Origin of the sequence: Candidatus Merdisoma sp. JLR.KK006 (assembly GCF_036941035.1) — a bacterium.
Classification (GTDB): Bacteria; Bacillota; Clostridia; order Lachnospirales; family Lachnospiraceae; genus Laedolimicola.
In genome coordinates, this window is record NZ_JAYMNS010000011.1 from 36,395 (window position 1) to 54,506 (window position 18,112).

An 18,112-nucleotide genomic window follows, 5' to 3' on the forward strand; every position below is an offset into this window, starting at 1 on the left:
GCCAGTGCACTAGTAGTCCGTATCGGAAATATGCACAAGGATTTCCGGTACGGACTACTAGTACAACGAAAATTAAGTTTTGGATAGTTTGACGCAGAATATTTTTCTGAGAGTGCTGCTTCACAAACGCAGTCGTAGCGGGGCTACGGCGAGGCTTGGGGAGTAGTGCTATCAGGAAAATAGGCAAGTCAAACTGCCAATAGCTTAATTTTCGTTGTACTAGCCGTAAAGTCTGTCGCTGTCGTTTTTAAGAATATGATTCAAAAGAGCCTGACATCCCTCCAGGATGTCATCATAGGTGATGTCGAAGTTTCCGGTGTACCAGGGATCTGCAATATCACGAGGGCGATCTGTAAAGTCCAAAAGTAATGATACTTTTTCCTCTGGATCCTGTCGAAGAATCCGCAGCATGTTTCTTCGATTCCATTGGTCCATGCCGATTATATATTCATACTGATCATAGTCTGAATGCTTCATCTGTGTAGCATGATGACTCCCTAATGGGACACCCATTTCTCTCAGCTTCCCTCTTGTTCCATAATGAACACCACTGCCGATTTCTTCTGTGCTGGTGGCGGCGGAATCAATGTAGAAGTGGTCGGACAGACCTTTTTTGTTTACAAGATCTTGCATTACGAATTGAGCCATTGGGCTTCTGCAAATATTGCCGTGACAAATAAAGAGTATTTTTATCATCTTGATTATATCCTTTCATAAGCCTACAAACCTTGATATTTTAGGCTTTTTGGCACTTTTCTTCAATTTTGCATTTTGCCCGAAACATACGCAATTCTTTATAATTCTACGCAAATTCACGGGCAAATGGTGTAGTAGATTGGTGTATTTTCAACCTGATTTTCTCTTCTTTCCCTGCATATCGGTTTCTTTAAAGTCAATGATTTTCGCCATTTGCTCTGCCGCCCGGTCGAAACTTGCATGAGTGTAAACATTCAATGTAACACCTACATCAGAATGCCCCATTACATATTGCAGGTTTTTGATATCCATACCAGCATTTTCCATGTTTGTACAGAACGTATGACGGAACACATGGGGCGTGATATGGGGCAGCGGCTTATCCGAATGCAGCTTCTTGTATTTCTTCATAGCCCAGCGCATTTCATTTTCGATATGCAGCGCCACTTTAGGCTCATCGGCTTTATCCAGCAAAAGGAAACTGCTGTACCCGTCTACAATGATTTCTGTTTTCACTTTTTTGCGGCGGGCAAGGATATTGTTCAGACTTTGATAAACTTCTTCTGTCATGGGAATGTAACGGCACCCGCATTCTGTCTTGGTTTTCTCGACATAATACTTTCCGCCCCTCTCCCGGACACGCTGGTGATCTACCCGGATTCTCCGGTTTTCAAAATCCAAATCTCTCTTTGTTAAACCGCAAAACTCGCTGATACGCATACCAGTTCCCAGCAACACAACAAATTCATCGTAATACTTCGCATAAGTCTTATCCCTCCGGATAAAGCCCATCCAAAGCTCCTGCTGTTCCTCCGTCATGGCAATCCGCTTCTGTGAATCGTTAGGAACAACATCAACCAATTTGAAATCAAAGGGATTTCTGCGGATAATATCCTCATTGTATGCCATTTGAAAGGCTGGCTTGACAACGCCCCGGACGCTTGTAATAGTGCTGTATCCTTTCCCCTCGTCGTGAAGCTTCATAATCCACTTTTGGGCATCTGATACTTTGATATCCCTTATCTGACGATAACCGAAATCTTCTTTCCTGACTAAATTCAGCACAAAATTGTAACCGACTTTCGTGTTGTAGCAAACTCCCTGTTTCAGACTGATGTATCGCTCTAAAAGGTCTATTACGGTAATCTTTCCGGCAGCATAGTCAATTCCGTCGTCAAGCTGCTTTTGAATCGTCTTTTCTTTTTGCCGCAGCTCTTTCAAATCAGAGGAATAAATGGTCTGGCGCTTGCCACGGATATCAGTATAACGATATTGATAAATCAGGTCTTTTCTTTGGCTCCCTCCTGTCCGCAGGATTCTCCCTTTATTGTCTTTTCTCTTCTCGGACATTTTCAAACTCCTTTCCGTGATGGAAAGAGCCTTGATATGACTCATTCATTGTACCATATCAAAGCTGATTTTACACCACAAGTTTCATAAAAACCGCAAGAGATGAGATAGCTGCTATTGTCAGATAGAATATTCCTGCTCGATATACTGATCGAACAAGCGGCGTTTGATTAACCGCTTATTGCCAACCCACAGTACAAACCGGCAGTTCTTCTCATTTGTAAGCTTGCGCAGTTTATTAATGCCAATTCCAGAATAAGCTGCCGCTTCTTCCAGACTTAGGTTACTCTTTTCCCAAATAGGAACTTCTTTCATTGGCTTTCGCCTCTCTCCATGAGTTTCTTTAACCGATGCATTTTCTGCTGTGCGGTCACTCTGCGGAAGTTCCCGCCTGTAAAGCAGACAGGTACGCACATTTCAAGCATCCTGTCATAAATGCGTGCGTGGGCTGTGTCCTGCGGGTGCTGCATCTGCTCCAGCGTGAGGTTTGTTGTCGTAATCAGTGGCTTATTACTGCGGTATCGGCTGTCTATCACGTTATAGACCTGCTCAAGACCGTATTCCGTACCCCTTTCCATTCCAAAATCGTCAAGGATGTACTGATCTCACTTTCCTCCTTCGGTTTTGTACGATTCCACTCATATAGTTTTTAATGTTCTATTAGCACTTGATTAAGGTAACAACACTTTATTTTATAATCCACTTTCCCTTTTGACTGCTTCCTTCTCTTTCGATCACCCCAGACAAACGCATTTTCCGCATATGATATTTAATCGTATCATGCTTTTCCCCAAGCATTTCTGCAATCTGGCTTTGGGACAATGTCGGATTATCCTTAATGACTTTTATAATCCGCATAGGAATCGAATTCTCAATATACTGAAAACCAACTTGGGTAGTACCTTGGGTAACAGCTTGGGTAGTATTTTGGGTAGTGTCAGTCACCAGACTTTTAAACGTCACCATAATGTCCTCTTTTTTAACCGCATACTCCGGCATGGGATTCCCGGCCTGTGCACAGCTGTCCTTAATTTTCTCAATTCCCCGACCCCATGCTTCGATAAAGCCTGCACGAAAGAAAGTATTCGCAATGAGCGGATTATATGGTCTGGAACGATGACTTCCCATCAAATCATCAACCGTCCAGTCATCAGGAAACACGCAATCGTTTGCAATCATGATTTTATCCGCATAAACCCTGATTTGAATCGGTATCAATGTTCCATAGAATTTGTGGGCAATGGCATTAAAAACGGCTTCTCTAATCGCCTCCTTAGGAAATGGATAAGTTTCCACCCTTGTAACTCCCTTATAAGAAATTTCTGCTTTCAGGTATTTGGTAAAAATCAAATCCACAATTCTGTCAGCCTGTGAAATCAGTGATCCATGTATTTCGTCCTGATACCGCAATTCTGAATCTGTTTCAAAATAGCCAATTTTTACATAAGAACCTGGTATCCATTTCTCCGGATTATGATGAAATAGTAAAATCGCCGCCCGCTTGAGCATGCCATGGTCAAGCAGATTTAAGCTATCCAGCAATTGCTCATTGGAAAAATCGACATCTTTTTTGTCCATCCTTTTGCTAAGAACGGCCTGTTCACGAAAAATATCAAAACTATCATTCCGCAAATCCCTTACTGCAACATCCTGTATGGGAACACTATCCCAGGTAATGCCAGTCTTTTTTAAGAGGAACTGATTCAATGCCTGTCCTTTAAGCAACTGTTTTGTGCTTCCGCTCCGATAATGATACTCTCCCCTGTAATTCACAGGATAAGTATTTAAACTGACACAAATTTCAATGTATTCTTTTCCGTCTTCAGATAACAAATTCACATCTACGATAATTCCCAGAATATCCCTTACTTTATTGGGAATGTCTTCCATAAGCTTCTTACTGTCTTGGATACCAATGACAGTACCATCATCATTTGTGCCGACATAAATCTTTCCACCCTGCGCATTGGCAAATCCACATATCTATTTGAGATATTCATCCCGCCATGATTCTTTCCATTCAATATTCTGACTCTCTGCCATGAAAGCACCTCCAAGTCAAATTGGGTAGACAACATCTACCCAATTCATATCATAACAAAATCTTCTACAAAATACTATATCCTCACAAAATCTATTTCAATTTCTGATTGTCATTTCAAGGCTCTTTCAAAAATGGTGTAGTAGTGGTACAGTAAACGCCTTGCCATATCGTAGAGTCATTGATTTTACAGGCTTTTCCAGAACATTTCAAGATACTGCCGTGGCAGACAAATAAAATTCTTATCATCTCTCTTATATCTCCTTATATCTCCACATTTCTTGGTTTTCCTTTATATTTTAAGGCTTCTTACAATCACTCTTAAAACCCTTAACCTCGTATATCATACCATATCTTCATATATCTTGTCCCCCAAAAAGATTAGAAAACAAGTAAAATAACTCATTTTCCACTCTCCCTAAGAGGTAAAATATTTTCTACTTTATCTTATTTCCCTCTGTTTCTTTTCCAGTTCTAATATCTCTTTTTGCACGTCCTCAAACTGATAATGCGTATAGTATTGTAACGTGGTTGCAATATCAGAATGTCCATTTTTATATACTTTCCGATTACCCTGTTTATTCTCTAAAAGAAACCGAAAAGCCGGATATCCACATTTGAATCATTTTCACCAATTAAAAAATTCATCCCTTTATGAAATTTGGTTAATCGTATCTCCAATATTTTTTGCATATTTATTCATTTCTTTTGGACATCCTTGGCTCCCTATGTTACAATAATTTCACATATATGCGCAATATATTAAAGTTCACCTTTATTCGGTTTTATCGGATATCAAGATGAAAATGCGGAACTGGAATGGAGGAACACATATGCTGAAGCTAATCAAGAACGCTGCCGTATATGCTCCGGAATATCTTGGCATACAGGATATCCTTATTGGAGATTCCCGTATTCTTAAGCTTGCCTCAGATATCCCGGCAGTAGATGCCTATGATGTGGAAGTGCTTGACGGAACCGGAAAGCTTCTATTCCCAGGTTTTATCGACGGTCATGTCCATATCCTGGGCGGCGGCGGAGAGGGAAGCTACCACACCCGGACACCTGAAATCATGCTGACCGACATTACGTCAGGCGGTGTCACCACTGTGGTAGGCTGTCTGGGAACAGACGGAACCACAAGAAACATGGCTTCTTTGCTGGCAAAGGCACGAGGACTTTCGGAAGAGGGAATCTCTGCCTATGTCTATACTGGCTCCTATCAGGTTCCGGTCCGAACCCTGACGGGCAGCATTGTGGATGATCTGATTCTGATTGATAAGGTTGTAGGCTGCGGCGAGATTGCTATTTCCGATCATCGTTCTTCACAGCCTACCCGTGAGGAATTTGCCCACATTGTTGGAGATACCCGGGTTGGCGGTATTCTTTCCGGAAAGGCCGGTCTGGTAAACATCCATATGGGAGACGGCTCCCGGATGCTGTCCTATCTTCGGTATGTAATAGAGGAAACGGAGATTCCGTCCTCCAACATGCTTCCCACCCATATCAACCGGAGCACCCGGCTTCTGAATGACGGCATTGATTATGCCAAGTCTCTGGGAGGGTTCGTGGATCTGACTACCAGTTCGGATCCGGATTACCTGGAAGAAGACGAGGTGAAAGCAAGCATCGGGCTTCGTCTTATGCTGGAGCAAGGGGTTCCCGAGAATCAGATTACTTTTTCCTCTGACGGACAGGGAAGCATGCCCATCTTCGCCAAGGACGGCACTTTCCTCGGCCTGGGCGTAGGAAAGGTCACCTCCTTGTACCGGGAGGTTCGGGATGCCATCCTGCAGGAAAAGGTGAACATCACGCAGGCGCTTCGACCTGTTACTGCAAATCCGGCAGCTCTTTTGAAACTGGAAAATAAAGGCCGGATTGCCGTGGGCAAGGATGCGGATCTGGTACTTGTAAATGAAAGCTCCCTAACGATTGATACGGTAATCGCCAAGGGACAACTCATGGTACAGGGCGGCGCTGCGATCAAAAAAGGTACATTTGAGTAAAACTAAAAAATGCACATTGATATCTTATGGGTATGTCATCATCTCCCTTTACACCAATGGCAGATATACCTGTGCGATATCCAAAAAAGGGATTGGAGAACAGATTATGAATGAGAAAAAAAGAAATTTTCAGATGCCTCATACCTACGTCATTATTTTCTTTGTAATCCTGTTTGCAGCGGTTCTGACTATGTTTGTTCCGCTTGGACAGTATGAGACAAAGGATATTACCTATATGCAGAACGGGGAAGAAAAGTCCCGAACCGTACTGGATCCGGACAGCTTCCAATACGCAACGGACGAAAACGGCAATAAGATTACGCAGGTTGCTCCCCTTTTCGGAACGGAAGACTTCGGCCGACAGGGCATTCTCAACTATGTGTTTGAGGGCCTGACCGTAGGCGACAAATGGGGCTCTGCCGTAGGTATTGTGGCATTTATCCTGGTTATCGGCGGCGCTTTTGGCATTGTTCTGAAAACCGGAGCCGTGGATCAGGGAATTCTGGCTATGATTGAGAAGACGAAGGGAGCGGAAAAATTCTTGATTCCCGTTCTGTTTGTCCTGTTCTCTCTGGGCGGCGCTGTATTTGGCATGGGTGAAGAGGCAATTCCTTTTGCCATGATTTTAACTCCCATGTTTATTGCCATGGGCTATGATGCGGTAGTGGGTGTCTGCGTAACCTATTGTGCTACACAGATCGGCTTCGGCGCTTCCTGGATGAATCCTTTCAGTCTGGCTATTGCTCAGGGCATTGCAGAGGTTCCCGTTCTTTCCGGCGCTGGTTTCCGTATTATCCTCTGGTTTCTGTTTACCGGTATCGGCGCAGGTTTTACAATGGTCTATGCCGCTAAGATCAAAAAGGATCCGAAGCTGTCCGTGGCCTATGACAGTGATGTTGCTTATCGAAATGAATTCAAAGAAGACAGTACCAAGGCGGATTTTCGTCTGGGACATAAGCTGATTCTGCTGGTGATTTTCGCTACTATGGTCTGGACCGTCTGGGGCGTTGTTGCAAAAGGCTTTTACATTCCGGAGATCGCTTCCCAGTTCTTTGTAATGGGTCTGGTATCCGGTATTATTGCTGTTATCTTCAAATTAAATGATATGCGTGTAAACGACATTGCTTCTTCATTCCAGAGCGGAGCCGCCGATCTGGTAGGCGCTGCCTTGGTTGTCGGTATGGCGCAGGGAATTATCATTATCTTAGGCGGAACCAGTGCCTCTTCTCCCACTGTACTGAATACAATTCTTCATGCAATCAGCAACGGCATGCAGCATCTCCCGTCTGTAATCTCCGCATGGCTGATGTATGTGTTCCAGACCGTATTTAACTTCTTCGTTGTATCAGGTTCCGGACAAGCTGCTCTGACAATGCCGATTATGGCTCCTCTTTCGGATCTGGTAGGCGTATCCCGTCAGACCTCCGTACTGGCATTCCAGCTTGGAGATGCTTTCTCCAACCTGATCGTTCCCACCTCCGGATGTCTATTGGGTACTCTTGGCGTTGCCAAGCTTGAATGGGGCAAATGGGCAAAGTTCCAGATTAAGATGCAGGGTGTATTGTTTGTGAGCGCTTCTATTGTGATGATTATTGCGGTGCTGATTCATTTCTAAAGTATCTGCGGAATGCTTTTAATGTACATAAAATAAAATTAATGCAAATGCTCCATCGAGAGTAATATTCAGAAAGACTGTATTTTAGCAATATTTTATATCAATAGAGGACACTTTTTAAATATATATACATGCTGTTTATCCATTGTAATATGCATATGGTTTCTTGGTTAGGCAGGCATACCCTGCAAGGGGTATGCCTGCCTGATCAGTATCTAACCTATCACTTCAGGCACTCATGCCTCTTCCATCCCCTTATCTTTTATAAAACGCCTCCAACGCATCCGCCAGATAATCTGCCGTACCCTCCCCCTCTGTCTGATCCAAATGTTCCCGCAACGCCTGATTCTTTCGATAGTCCTTCGCCATCTCCATCATAAAGCCTTCCATATTTTTTAACCGAAAAAGCTGCTTGGCTGCAAACTCAAACTCTCCTACAATTTCCTTTACCTCAAAGGAATTCACATCCGTCCCTCGTTTTCCGGCCAGCTTTTTCCGAATGGCATCAAAACGTTTCCCATAGGCTTCCGTCACCTGAGCGCTTAAGGGATGAACCGCCACATCCATATACGTCTCCTTATCCCCATACCATTCCAGCATCTTCGACATAGTTTTCTGCGCCTGTTCCGTGGACATAGATTCCACCAGATGCTTTTGAAATTCCTCCTGGCCTCCATACTGCTCTGCAGCGATTTCCTGCTGCTCCCTGGACATATTGGCAAATGCAGCCTCACAAATCTCTTCTATATCCTGTGTACGAAATACTGTAAAATCCATTGCTTCCTCTCCTTTCAGAATGTCATCAATGCCGGCAATCATACGATTTAATCGTTCTTTTTTCAGCTCCAGCATCTTCCTTTGGCTTCTCAATATCTTTTCTCTATCAAAATCAGGGCTCCCCAGGATCTTCTGAATCTCCTTCAAGGGCATATCAAACTCCCGAAAAAATAAGATCTACCGCAAAGTCTCCAACGCCTTATCGTCATAAAGCCGGTATCCTGCTTCACTGACTGCCGTGGGCAGCAGCAGCCCGATTTCGTGGTAGTAGTGAAGGGTACGTACACTGATACCTGTGAAATTGGAAATCTCTTTTACTGTTCTCATTTTCTGACCTCCTGATTTTGATAAGCTTACTTTAGCCTATGACGTTCCGTTAGGGTCAAGAGGAAAATTCAAAAATATGCCGGCTGTTGCACCGGCATATCTCTGTTCTCTTATTGGATTTTTTACCTTAACGATATTTTACAGCCTCCCGGCCCAGTATTCAACGGCCTGCTTTAAAAATTCCGCACATCCCGGCATCTCTCTGTCATAATACTGCCGGAACCTCTCATCTGCCACATACGTCGCTGCAACACCCTTGTGGGCTTCCACCGAATACTTGGCCCAGGTCATACAGATCCATTTTTTATGAAGAATCACCAGTTCTTTCGCCTTTTCACTGTCAAAGTTCATTTTACCTGATACACACTCATGCAGCCGATCCAGGATCTCCTTCTCAAGCCCTTGAAACTGCTCCCATTCCTCCTTAGACATACCTTTCAGCTTTTCATTGGAGGCTTCCACAGAAGTCTCCCCATACTTTTCCCGGATTTCTGCTCCGTACTGGTCTTCATTTTCTTTTATAGCTCTTTCTTTAAGTGCCTCAAATCTCTCTTTGTCACTCATTTCATATTCCCCTTTCCTTGACAAAATCGTATGCTTCACCGTCCGAATCAAAGCGTTCAGGTGATCTCTCTGGGCCTCCAAATCAGCCAGGTGCTCCTTGAGTGCCTGTTCCACATCAAAGTCTTCTCCCTTCAAGATCTCACCAATCTGCTTCAAGCCAAAGCCTCGCTCCCGATAAAAAAGAATTTGCTGCAAAGCTTCCGCCTCCTGCTCTCCATAAAAGCGGTAGCCGGCTTCGCTCACATACAGGGGCTTCAAAAGTCCGATCTCGTCATAGTAGCGAAGTGTGCGTGCACTCACACCCGCAAGCTCTGACAATTCCCGAATACCATATGCCATACTCTTTCCGCCTCCTATTCCAGTTCCGTAATTTCTTCCAAGTACACCTTATTCTAAATCAATTTCCATTCACAAATCCTTGTGCCTGTAAATTGATTTGTGCACTTAGAAGCCATTACTGTTTCCAGTTCCGTAATTTCTTCCAAGTACACCCTATTCTTATCCTCGGACAATTTCAGCATACCCGTTGACGCTGCGTCAAAGTCAAGGTTTTTTTCGTTAAATTTTCCCTGTCTGCTGAGGGTATCTTTATTTCTTGTATTCGTACAGCAAAATCTCCGGCCTACTTTTTCCGCACCGGATGACGAATCACCGTCTTCAGCCGTTCCGGTGCCGTCCTCCTGGGGTCCCCAAGATAAATCTCATGGTGATACCGCCCCATCCCGGTTCCGGCCTCACCCGCTTGAAAATCTTCCTCACAGCCCTCATTCTCAACAAACTGCTCCAAAAGCTCAATAGAAGCAGGTTCCGCATCATAAGGTCCCACATGAAGAATCTGTGCACATAGCCCCTCCTCAAACCTTATGAGCTTCGCCGCCGAAGCATCCAGCTCCGGTTTTTTCTTCTCAAGCTCCTCCGTCGCCCACTCAAACAGTTCCTCCGTCACCTCATCCGGCTGTCGGATCATAGACAACCAGCAAAGCCTGTCCTTATCCACAAGATTTTTCCCGTCAAATGCCCTGTCCTTATCCCACCAAAGTCCCTCAAGGGGCGGCACCACATAATTTCCCTCCAGAAATGCGGCACTTTTTTCCATGTCAGCTCCTTCCAAAAGCTCCCCAGGCACCTTGCCGAATTTCAGGTTCATCTTAATTCCAAAGGACAGCCCATAGAGAACTGCCAAAGCATTTGCATAAGACGCAGAGGTATTGGGATTACCGCTCCCCTCCACCTGAATAAACACCATCTCCGGCACATGAATCAGCATGGGCTTCTTTTTAGGGAGATACAGATCCGGAAATTCTTTTTTATAATCCAGCTTTTTACTTTGCGTCTTTCTTTCCATCAGCAGCTCCTTTCTTTTTGTTAGACTTCGGCATAGGCAGCTCCTGACAAGTTACCCGTGCCAGCTCTGCAAGTCTTCGCCTATCATCCAATTCTTCAATCAGAAAATGCAGCTTTGCACCATGATAAGGGATTCCTTCCTCCAGCTCCGGCCAAAGCTTCCTGCCTCCCTCCGTAATCTTGAAAAATAATTGATCATCGCAAATCATTGCAAAAAACTTTCCGTCACAGTAGATTCCATACTCACCAAACATCTTTCGGTATGCAATTTCCCCTGCCTCCTGAAGCTGATCTACCGCATATTGAACAAATTCCAATTTGGATGCCATGATCTTGTCCTCCTATTCAAAATTGCTACGCAATGGCACTATTTGATTTACAGCCTATTTTCTCATATAAAAATACCTTTGCATAACATCCCGCAAATATATGGATTTTTCTTTTAAAAAACAGGTTGAAAATAGAGTATCACACAAAACACGACAACTGTTTGTCTTGTTTTATGATTTGTAAACAATATACGGACGCTTTAATTTTCATCAAGCTTCCTGTCAGTTGCTTCATATCTCCTGCATGCCTCTTTCAGCACCCCATGAAGCTCCCTGCGCAATTCTTCCGGCTCCAAAAGCTCCGCCTGTGCTCCAAAGCTTAGAATCCATCCAAACAGATTCTCCCGATCCGAAAATCCAAAGGAAAACAAAAGCTTCCCATCCTCCTGTTCCTGAAAGCTGTCGGGACCAAATTCCTCCATAAGCCTCCATCTGGCCCCCGGCTCAAAGAGAGCCTTTACCTTAAGTTCCCCGGAAAAAATCTGTTCTGTGGATAATTTCGGCTCCGGAATCGGACGAGGCTCAAACATGTCCTCCGTACAGGCAAGCTTAGATACACGATTCAGCTTAAATAAACGGAATTCCCTTCTGCTAAGGCAATATCCCCATACATACCAGGAAGCCCACTGGAATATCAGATATCCCGGCTCCACACACCGTTCACTCTCACCCCTTGAGGAAATATAAGTAAAGATAATTCTCCTGTTTCGCTCAATGGCATCCTGTATCAGCTCTATTTTGGGAGCAAGGGTGCTGCGGTACCAGGAGGAAAGGTCAATTTGTATATGGTTGTTAGAGGACAGTGTCAGAGAATTTCCTACGGACAGCTTTTCCATCAGCTCCCGGTAGCGGTTCGTGCCGCTGACACTGTCTAAGCTTCGAAGTCCTGCCAATATAGCCTGCATATCTTTGGAAGTCAGGAGGGTTCGATCCATTCGATACCCCTCCATAATGGAGATTCCTCCATGCTTTCCCTGAGCTGTCACAATGGGGATTCCTGCCTGGCAGAGGGCCTCCACATCCCGGTTAATCGTTCTTCTGGACACTTCGAACTTCTCCGCCAGATAAGGTGCCGTCACCTGCTCCTTTTGCAGCAGCACGGCCAATATGCCAATCAAACGCTCTATCTTCATAAGCCCTTTCCCCATTCATACGAAATATTAATCTATTTTCCTCCGGCTGCGCCGCCACATTCGCTCGATTGTCTTTACCGCACCGGCCAAGACCCCTGCACAGGGCCAAATGATCCAGGTTTTATGCCACTCAAATGTCAAAAAGCTGATTCCCAGATAAATCGCCGTTATCACGCACCAATAGATTTTAAAAACCGGCTTTCTCGCCTGTTCCTCCGGTGTAAATTCCCCCTCCTGAAGAAGAATCTGACATGCTCCCCAGCCTTCTCCTGCCCAAATAAACAGAAATACTCCCACTGCCACCAGCAGCAGCAAAATATCCACAGAAATCACGCCCGCAAAATCATTATCCTCCCAGAAACAAAACATTAAGAAAATCGGAACCGCTGATATAATGCACAGAAAGGTTCCCGCAGCTGCACAGGTCCGATAAGTTCCTGCCATCTCTTCCTTGCTCTTTCTGACAATCCCCTCCACACCATATTGAAGACGGAAGTTTCCCTTTTTCAGATACTCGTATTTCTCCATTCGTGAGCCGTTCAGAATCGCTACAACCGTTGCTATGCCCACAATCAGAAGCAAAGTAATACAACCAAGTCCGGCTGCCGCTTCCTCAGAAATCCGGGCGCCGTCCAGCTCCGCATAGCCTGCGAGGAAAATCAGCGGTACCGGGCAAAGGATATATGCCGCAACATCCAATGCCTGGGAAAGAGCCATCCGCTTCTTCTTCTCTATAAATTCATTCGCCTCCTCCAAAGACACGTTTCTTACACATTCCGCCGGATCTTCTCCTGAACTTACGGACACCTCCGCTTCTTCCAGCTCTTCTTTCAATAAGTAATCCGTACTCACCTCAAAAATCTGGCTCATTTTCAAGATACGTTCCAGATCCGGAATGGCCGAAGCGCTCTCCCACTTGGAAACCGCCTGACGGGATACGCCCAACTGTCCGGCCAGTTCTTCCTGAGACCAGCCATGCTGCCTGCGAAGTGCAGTAATTTTATCTGCTAATATCATATTTTTTCTGTCCTTTCTATATTCAGTTCTGCAATACTTGATACTGTACATGTACACACCCCCTTGGGTATGTGCTTATTCTAGGCTTTTTTCGGTTGTCAACCACCAAGTGCGCTTGGAAATTTGTAAACTAACGGTTGCTTTTCCTTTTAAAATTACAAATTTTAACAAATTCAGTCTGATATTGGTCCATAATCACTTCATATCATATTATTTTCTCATTCCATTATACAAGTCCCATTATCAGAACGCAATGGATGACTATTGAATTGAAATATTGTAAAATTCTAAGGAGTGTGAATATTAACAATTCTAATGCAAGTGTGGAAATTATGAATCCACAGCAGATTTTCCATTGACCGGAAATTTGTTCTGATTTAAAATAGGATGCGAGAACTTTACAATGTCATTAAGTTAAGTTTCAACAAATGACCGGCGTAGGGGCGGAGGGCCGCCCCGGTCAGGGGTGGCGGTTCTTGCCCGAAGCCTTCACAAGCTTTTTGGTGCTTAACTTAAATGGCATTGGAGAACTTTAAATACATTTTTTAAATACAGAAATTACAACAATCATATTTTTCAAAACAAGGAGTATCTTTATGAAATCATCACAGGATTTGCGGGCGAAGCTTCGCTCTATTGACCACCGGGGATATCCGGCCTATAAAGATCTGAAAGGGCAATATGATTTTGGAAGCTTTGTCCTTTCCATTGACCATGTACAGGGAGACCCCTTTGCCTCCCCATCCAGACTGTCTGTTCTTGTGGCAGGAAAGAAAGCCGGATTTCCGGCGGAATACTACGACACCTATCCCAAACGGATTACCCTGCAGGATCATTTGACACGTCTTTTTGCCGCCCAGCTTTTCTCCGGAAGCAAGCAGGCCAAGGGTTCCGGAAAAAGCGGACTTCTGGCTGCTTCCCGGTGTGGTCAGAAAGTTTTAGAGCGCACTGCCTGCCGGGTGCAGGATAGTGATGGTTCCGTAACTTTGCGTTTTGAAGCCGGATTCCCGGCCAGAGGACGTACCATTGATGCCGGAGAGCTGGAAAAAATGCTTTTTGACATTTTGCCGGGTTGTGTTCATGCCAGTCTTTACTATCAAAAGATCAACAAGAGCCGTTTAAAGGCTGCCATTGAGCTTTGCGAGGATCAGCAGTATATCCGGGAACAACTTCCGGCTCTGGGGCTCTGTGCCTTTCTTGCAAACGGCTCCGTCCTGCCCCGGCAAAGCGGCGTCTCTGACCGCCCCATGCAGGATGCCGTAGCCTTTCAGGCGCCGGCTTCTATGGAAGTAACCTTAAATCTTCCAAATAAGGGGCCCGTAACAGGCATGGGCATTCCAAAAGGCATCACGCTTTTTGTAGGCGGCGGCTATCATGGAAAGTCAACGGTGCTTCAGGCCCTCCAATACGGTGTCTACAATCATATAGGCGGGGACGGACGGGAACTGGTGATTACGGATGAAAGTGCCTGGAAGCTCCGTTCCGAGGATGGCAGAAGCGTAACAGGTGTGGATATTTCCCCCTTTATCCGTCAGCTTCCCGGGCGCAGAGATACTCGTCATTTCTCCACGGAGGATGCCAGCGGCAGTACCTCTCAGGCGGCTAATCTTATGGAAAGTATGGAAAGCGGCAGCACTCTTTTGCTCATTGACGAAGATACCTCTGCCACAAACTTTATGATTCGTGACAAGCTGATGCAGCAGGTGGTTGCTCCTGAGGAAGAGCCGATTATTCCCTTTATTGAACGGGTACGAAGTCTCTATGAGGATTTTGGCATCTCCTCCATCATTGTAGCCGGAAGTTCCGGCTCCTATTTCCATGTGGCGGACACCGTAATTCAGATGAAAGAATACGTGCCTTATGATATTACAAAGCAGGCAAAGGAAGCTGCTGCTGCATTTCCGGTATTTTCCACCAACCAGGATAAGTTCCCCGCTTATTCTTCCAATCGATGCCCCAAGGTCAACGCTGCCGTAAAACGGGATGATCGGCTGAAATTAAAAGCAATGGGAACCAGCGAGCTGCTGCTTGGACGTGATGCCGTAGAGCTCCGCTACTTAGAGCAGCTTCGTGACGGTGAGCAGACCATGGCTCTTGCCTATCTCCTGAAATATCTTCAATTGCAGGCTATGGATGGGAAAAAGAACATGGCGGTTCTGGCGGATCACATAGAAGCATTGCTTGATAAGCAGGGACTGGAAGGGCTCTTTGACCACGGCGATGTCCGCTCCTCCCTGGCACGTCCCCGGCGGCAGGAAATACTGGCCTGCCTGAACCGGTATCGGCAGTTGATTGTATGATTGTGTGATTTTAAAAAAACTTCTTGACAAATCTGCATTCAAATGCATATAATACCAGTAACGCAATATTAGATAAACCTGTGAAGAAGAAGAGTAACTGGCAGAAGCAGATCTACAGAGAGCTCCCGGCGGTGGGATGGGAGCGTGAAGCAGTCAGCGAATGGGCTTCGGAGGGCAGCTTTGAACGAAGGGAGCAAGGACTTCCAGTAGGGGCTGACGGGACCCCACCCGTTATCCATCGGGGCACGTATGATGGTACGTGTAGCGAGTGGACATTCTACAGGGGATGTCAATTTGGGTGGTATCGCAGAAGTTTACGCTTTTGTCCCATATATGGGACAGAAGCGTTTTTTTATCTGGCGTCCAAGAAAATTCAGATGCCTGGCAGACTGCCGCTGATAAAAGCTTCCTTAAACATTATGCTCCTGGCAAAGCATAATTTCTCATCTGCCGCCCAAGCAAAAACCTCGTAAAAGAAAAGGAGAAAAAATTATGAAGAAGATGACTATGAAAAAATTACTGGCTCTCGGATGTGCTTTCGTACTTGCCTGCTCCATGCTGGGCTGTTCTGGCAAATCAGAGGAACCTGCTGCACCAGAAGAAACAGCGGATGCTCCTGCTGGCACAGACGGGGCGGACCAAGAAGCTCCCGCTGCAGATGGCACAAAAGATTCCTATAATATAGCGATCGTAAAGCAGATGGACCATGCCTCCCTGGATGAGATTGCAAATGCAGTCGCCGCCGAGCTGGACGCCATTGCCGCCGACAAGGGCATCACCATTTCCCATAAAATCTATTCCGGGCAGGGCGACCAGTCCACTTTAAAGCAGATTGGCGATCAACTCATCGCTGACAAAGTAGATGCCATCATCCCTATTGCCACATTAGCTGCTCAGGTCATGGTTTCCTGTGCAGAAGAGACCAAAACTCCTGTTATATTTGCCGCCATCTCAGATCCGTCAGAGGCAGGACTGAAAGATATTGACTACGTAACAGGAACCAGCGATGCACTGAATACAAGCTTTATCCTGGATATGATGTTTGCACAGAACCCGGATATTCAGAAGGTAGGCCTTCTCTATTCCCAGTCCGAAGCAAACTCTACCACTCCTATTGCCGAGGCAAAGGCATATTTGGAAACCAAAGGCATATCCTACAGCGAGCAGCCTGCCGCAACCAGTGATGAAGTAATCGCCTGTGCTTCCGCCCTAATTGCAGAAGGCGTGGACGCTATCTTCACTCCTACCGATAATGTAATCATGGCTTCTGAGCTTGCCATCTACGAGGATCTGGCAAAAGCCGGTATTCCTCACTACACAGGAGCAGACTCCTTTGTCCGGAACGGCGCTTTCATTACTTGTGGTGTAAACTACACGGATCTGGGAACACAGACTGCGGATCTTGCCTTTGATGCTGTCACAAACGGCATGGCTGATATGGATGATTTCTATCTGACAGAGGGCGGCATCATCACCGTAAATACAGAAACCGCTCAAACACTGAACATTGATTATTCCGTATTTTCCGATATGGGCGAGGTCGTTGAGGTAGTCACAACCGAAGATTAACTGTAAGGTATTACCCATAAGGTATAAATCCCTTGCATAATTTATATCACACAAAATAATTAAGCTGCTGCAGAAAATCACATAATTTCTGCAGCAGTCCATTGTTACTTGTTAATTATTCGAAAGGAGAAGTACCGTGCTGTACATTACACAAACGGCCCTGGAGCTGGGCTTTCTCTATGCCTTGGTAGCTATGGCTCTATTCTTAAGTTACCGCATTCTGGATATTGCGGATCTGACCACAGACGGCTGCTTTGTTCTGGGTGCCGCCGTATCTGTGACCCTGGCCGCTTCCGGACATCCGCTGCTTGCTATTCCTGCAGCTATGATCGCAGGAATGGGTGCAGGCTTTGTAACTGCTTTTCTTCAGACAAAGCTTGGAGTTCCCTCCATACTGGCCGGCATTGTCACCAATATGGGGCTTTACACTGTCAATCTCATGGTGATGAGCTGGAGTGCCAATGTAAGTCTTCTGAAGTCTGAAACCATATTTACGCTCTTTGAAAATACCGGTATCGGCGGAGCCTGGAATGAAGCTATCCTGGCCGGATTTATTACCATTCTTATGGGCATCCTGCTGATCCTGTTTCTGGGAACCCGGTTGGGACTTTCCATTCGTGCCACAGGAGATAATATGGATATGGTACGGGCCTCCTCTATCAATCCGGCTTTTACTATCACAGTCGGCCTGTGTCTTGCCAATGCGATGACCGCCCTCTCCGGAGCGATGGTTGGACAGTATCAGAATGCGGCTGATATCAACGGCGGAACCGGTATTGTAGTCATTGGCCTGGCCTGTCTCATCATAGGGGAAACAGTTCTTGGACGGCGCACTCTGATCAAAGGAGCAGTCGCAGCGATTATTGGCTCTGCAATTTACCGACTCATCTATGCCATTGTACTATACACCAAGATTATGCCTGTTCAGGGCTTACGGCTAATCACTGCTGTCATTGTAGCTCTGGCTATTGCATTTCCAACCATCAAGAACTGGATTCTTTTCCAGAAGCGGAAAGCTGCGGCCCGGAAAGGAGGTCATTAGAC

General features: G+C 45.5%; 16 protein-coding genes, 1 pseudogene and 1 other annotated feature. Of the genes and pseudogenes, 5 read left to right on the forward strand and 12 right to left on the reverse strand.

Going from position 1 to position 18,112, the window contains the following annotated elements; genetic code table 11:
- Positions 1-219: 219 nt before the first annotated feature.
- The 5 genes and pseudogenes from VSQ61_RS10680 to VSQ61_RS10700 form a co-directional block, all read right to left on the reverse strand.
- Positions 220-696, reverse strand: coding sequence for a low molecular weight protein-tyrosine-phosphatase (locus tag VSQ61_RS10680; RefSeq protein ID WP_334344416.1), 477 nt, complete (start codon positions 694-696; stop codon positions 220-222).
- A gap of 150 nt (positions 697-846) precedes the next feature.
- Positions 847-2,046 (reverse strand): site-specific integrase, encoded by a 1,200-nt coding sequence (locus tag VSQ61_RS10685; RefSeq protein ID WP_334344417.1) that lies wholly within the window; start codon positions 2,044-2,046, stop codon positions 847-849.
- A 120-nt stretch (positions 2,047-2,166) separates the two neighbouring features.
- Positions 2,167-2,361 (reverse strand): excisionase, encoded by a 195-nt coding sequence (locus VSQ61_RS10690; protein ID WP_334344418.1) that lies wholly within the window; start codon positions 2,359-2,361, stop codon positions 2,167-2,169.
- A pseudogene (locus tag VSQ61_RS10695) lies at positions 2,358-2,642 on the reverse strand (ATP-binding protein); the annotation flags it as partial. The pseudogene VSQ61_RS10695 and the gene VSQ61_RS10690, both read right to left, overlap by 4 nt.
- 91 nt (positions 2,643-2,733) lie before the next feature.
- Positions 2,734-4,029, reverse strand: a complete 1,296-nt coding sequence (locus tag VSQ61_RS10700) for an ATP-binding protein (RefSeq protein ID WP_334344482.1) — start codon at positions 4,027-4,029, stop codon at positions 2,734-2,736.
- 891 nt (positions 4,030-4,920) lie between these two features.
- Between VSQ61_RS10700 and iadA the strand changes: the two genes are divergently transcribed.
- Positions 4,921-6,093: a beta-aspartyl-peptidase gene (gene iadA / locus VSQ61_RS10705; protein WP_334344419.1), complete on the forward strand. Its 1,173-nt coding sequence runs from the start codon at positions 4,921-4,923 to the stop codon at positions 6,091-6,093.
- A 106-nt stretch (positions 6,094-6,199) separates the two neighbouring features.
- Positions 6,200-7,708: a putative basic amino acid antiporter YfcC gene (yfcC, locus tag VSQ61_RS10710; RefSeq protein ID WP_334344420.1), complete on the forward strand. Its 1,509-nt coding sequence runs from the start codon at positions 6,200-6,202 to the stop codon at positions 7,706-7,708.
- A gap of 255 nt (positions 7,709-7,963) precedes the next feature.
- Here the strand turns inward: yfcC and VSQ61_RS10715 are convergent, their stop codons facing one another.
- The 7 genes from VSQ61_RS10715 to VSQ61_RS10745 form a co-directional block, all read right to left on the reverse strand.
- Entirely contained in the window at positions 7,964-8,638 is a 675-nt protein-coding gene (locus VSQ61_RS10715; protein ID WP_334344421.1) for a TipAS antibiotic-recognition domain-containing protein, read from the reverse strand.
- 24 nt (positions 8,639-8,662) lie between these two features.
- On the reverse strand, positions 8,663-8,812 hold the full coding sequence (locus VSQ61_RS10720) for a MerR family DNA-binding transcriptional regulator (RefSeq protein WP_334344422.1): 150 nt from the start codon (positions 8,810-8,812) through the stop codon (positions 8,663-8,665).
- A 138-nt stretch (positions 8,813-8,950) separates the two neighbouring features.
- Positions 8,951-9,715: a MerR family transcriptional regulator gene (locus tag VSQ61_RS10725; protein ID WP_334344423.1), complete on the reverse strand. Its 765-nt coding sequence runs from the start codon at positions 9,713-9,715 to the stop codon at positions 8,951-8,953.
- Positions 9,716-9,998: 283 nt separating this feature from the next.
- On the reverse strand, positions 9,999-10,721 hold the full coding sequence (locus tag VSQ61_RS10730) for a GyrI-like domain-containing protein (RefSeq protein WP_334344424.1): 723 nt from the start codon (positions 10,719-10,721) through the stop codon (positions 9,999-10,001).
- Positions 10,699-11,049, reverse strand: coding sequence for a TfoX/Sxy family protein (locus VSQ61_RS10735; RefSeq protein ID WP_334344425.1), 351 nt, complete (start codon positions 11,047-11,049; stop codon positions 10,699-10,701). The genes VSQ61_RS10730 and VSQ61_RS10735 overlap by 23 nt, the downstream gene beginning before the upstream one ends.
- 200 nt (positions 11,050-11,249) lie before the next feature.
- A complete protein-coding gene (locus VSQ61_RS10740) occupies positions 11,250-12,182 on the reverse strand; it encodes a helix-turn-helix transcriptional regulator (protein WP_334344426.1) in 933 nt (310 codons plus the stop codon).
- A 27-nt stretch (positions 12,183-12,209) separates the two neighbouring features.
- Positions 12,210-13,199 (reverse strand): helix-turn-helix domain-containing protein, encoded by a 990-nt coding sequence (locus VSQ61_RS10745; RefSeq protein ID WP_334344427.1) that lies wholly within the window; start codon positions 13,197-13,199, stop codon positions 12,210-12,212.
- 596 nt (positions 13,200-13,795) lie between these two features.
- Here VSQ61_RS10745 and VSQ61_RS10750 point away from each other — a divergent pair.
- The 3 genes from VSQ61_RS10750 to VSQ61_RS10760 all read left to right on the forward strand — a co-directional run bounded on the left by VSQ61_RS10750 (position 13,796) and on the right by VSQ61_RS10760 (position 18,110).
- Positions 13,796-15,499, forward strand: a complete 1,704-nt coding sequence (locus tag VSQ61_RS10750) for an ABC-ATPase domain-containing protein (protein ID WP_334344428.1) — start codon at positions 13,796-13,798, stop codon at positions 15,497-15,499.
- 71 nt (positions 15,500-15,570) lie between these two features.
- Positions 15,571-15,832 (forward strand) — a binding site (T-box leader).
- Between the two features lie 159 nt (positions 15,833-15,991).
- Entirely contained in the window at positions 15,992-17,068 is a 1,077-nt protein-coding gene (locus VSQ61_RS10755; protein ID WP_334344429.1) for an ABC transporter substrate-binding protein, read from the forward strand.
- A 136-nt stretch (positions 17,069-17,204) separates the two neighbouring features.
- Entirely contained in the window at positions 17,205-18,110 is a 906-nt protein-coding gene (locus tag VSQ61_RS10760; protein ID WP_334344430.1) for an ABC transporter permease, read from the forward strand.
- Positions 18,111-18,112 lie beyond the last annotated feature (2 nt).

What these genes read in the sequence shown, in the direction of transcription:
- VSQ61_RS10715 (WP_334344421.1), bottom strand. Translation starts at nt 8,638, where the DNA reads ATGCCCTTGAAGGAGATTCAGAAGATCCTGGGGAGCCCTGATTTTGAT.
- VSQ61_RS10745 (WP_334344427.1), bottom strand. Translation starts at nt 13,199, where the DNA reads ATGATATTAGCAGATAAAATTACTGCACTTCGCAGGCAGCATGGCTGG.
- VSQ61_RS10735 (WP_334344425.1), bottom strand. Translation starts at nt 11,049, where the DNA reads ATGGCATCCAAATTGGAATTTGTTCAATATGCGGTAGATCAGCTTCAG.
- VSQ61_RS10750 (WP_334344428.1), top strand. Translation starts at nt 13,796, where the DNA reads ATGAAATCATCACAGGATTTGCGGGCGAAGCTTCGCTCTATTGACCAC.
- yfcC (WP_334344420.1), top strand. Translation starts at nt 6,200, where the DNA reads ATGAATGAGAAAAAAAGAAATTTTCAGATGCCTCATACCTACGTCATT.
- VSQ61_RS10680 (WP_334344416.1), bottom strand. Translation starts at nt 696, where the DNA reads ATGATAAAAATACTCTTTATTTGTCACGGCAATATTTGCAGAAGCCCA.
- VSQ61_RS10685 (WP_334344417.1), bottom strand. Translation starts at nt 2,046, where the DNA reads ATGTCCGAGAAGAGAAAAGACAATAAAGGGAGAATCCTGCGGACAGGA.
- VSQ61_RS10740 (WP_334344426.1), bottom strand. Translation starts at nt 12,182, where the DNA reads ATGAAGATAGAGCGTTTGATTGGCATATTGGCCGTGCTGCTGCAAAAG.
- VSQ61_RS10755 (WP_334344429.1), top strand. Translation starts at nt 15,992, where the DNA reads ATGAAGAAGATGACTATGAAAAAATTACTGGCTCTCGGATGTGCTTTC.
- iadA (WP_334344419.1), top strand. Translation starts at nt 4,921, where the DNA reads ATGCTGAAGCTAATCAAGAACGCTGCCGTATATGCTCCGGAATATCTT.
- VSQ61_RS10720 (WP_334344422.1), bottom strand. Translation starts at nt 8,812, where the DNA reads ATGAGAACAGTAAAAGAGATTTCCAATTTCACAGGTATCAGTGTACGT.
- VSQ61_RS10730 (WP_334344424.1), bottom strand. Translation starts at nt 10,721, where the DNA reads ATGGAAAGAAAGACGCAAAGTAAAAAGCTGGATTATAAAAAAGAATTT.
- VSQ61_RS10725 (WP_334344423.1), bottom strand. Translation starts at nt 9,715, where the DNA reads ATGGCATATGGTATTCGGGAATTGTCAGAGCTTGCGGGTGTGAGTGCA.
- VSQ61_RS10690 (WP_334344418.1), bottom strand. Translation starts at nt 2,361, where the DNA reads ATGAAAGAAGTTCCTATTTGGGAAAAGAGTAACCTAAGTCTGGAAGAA.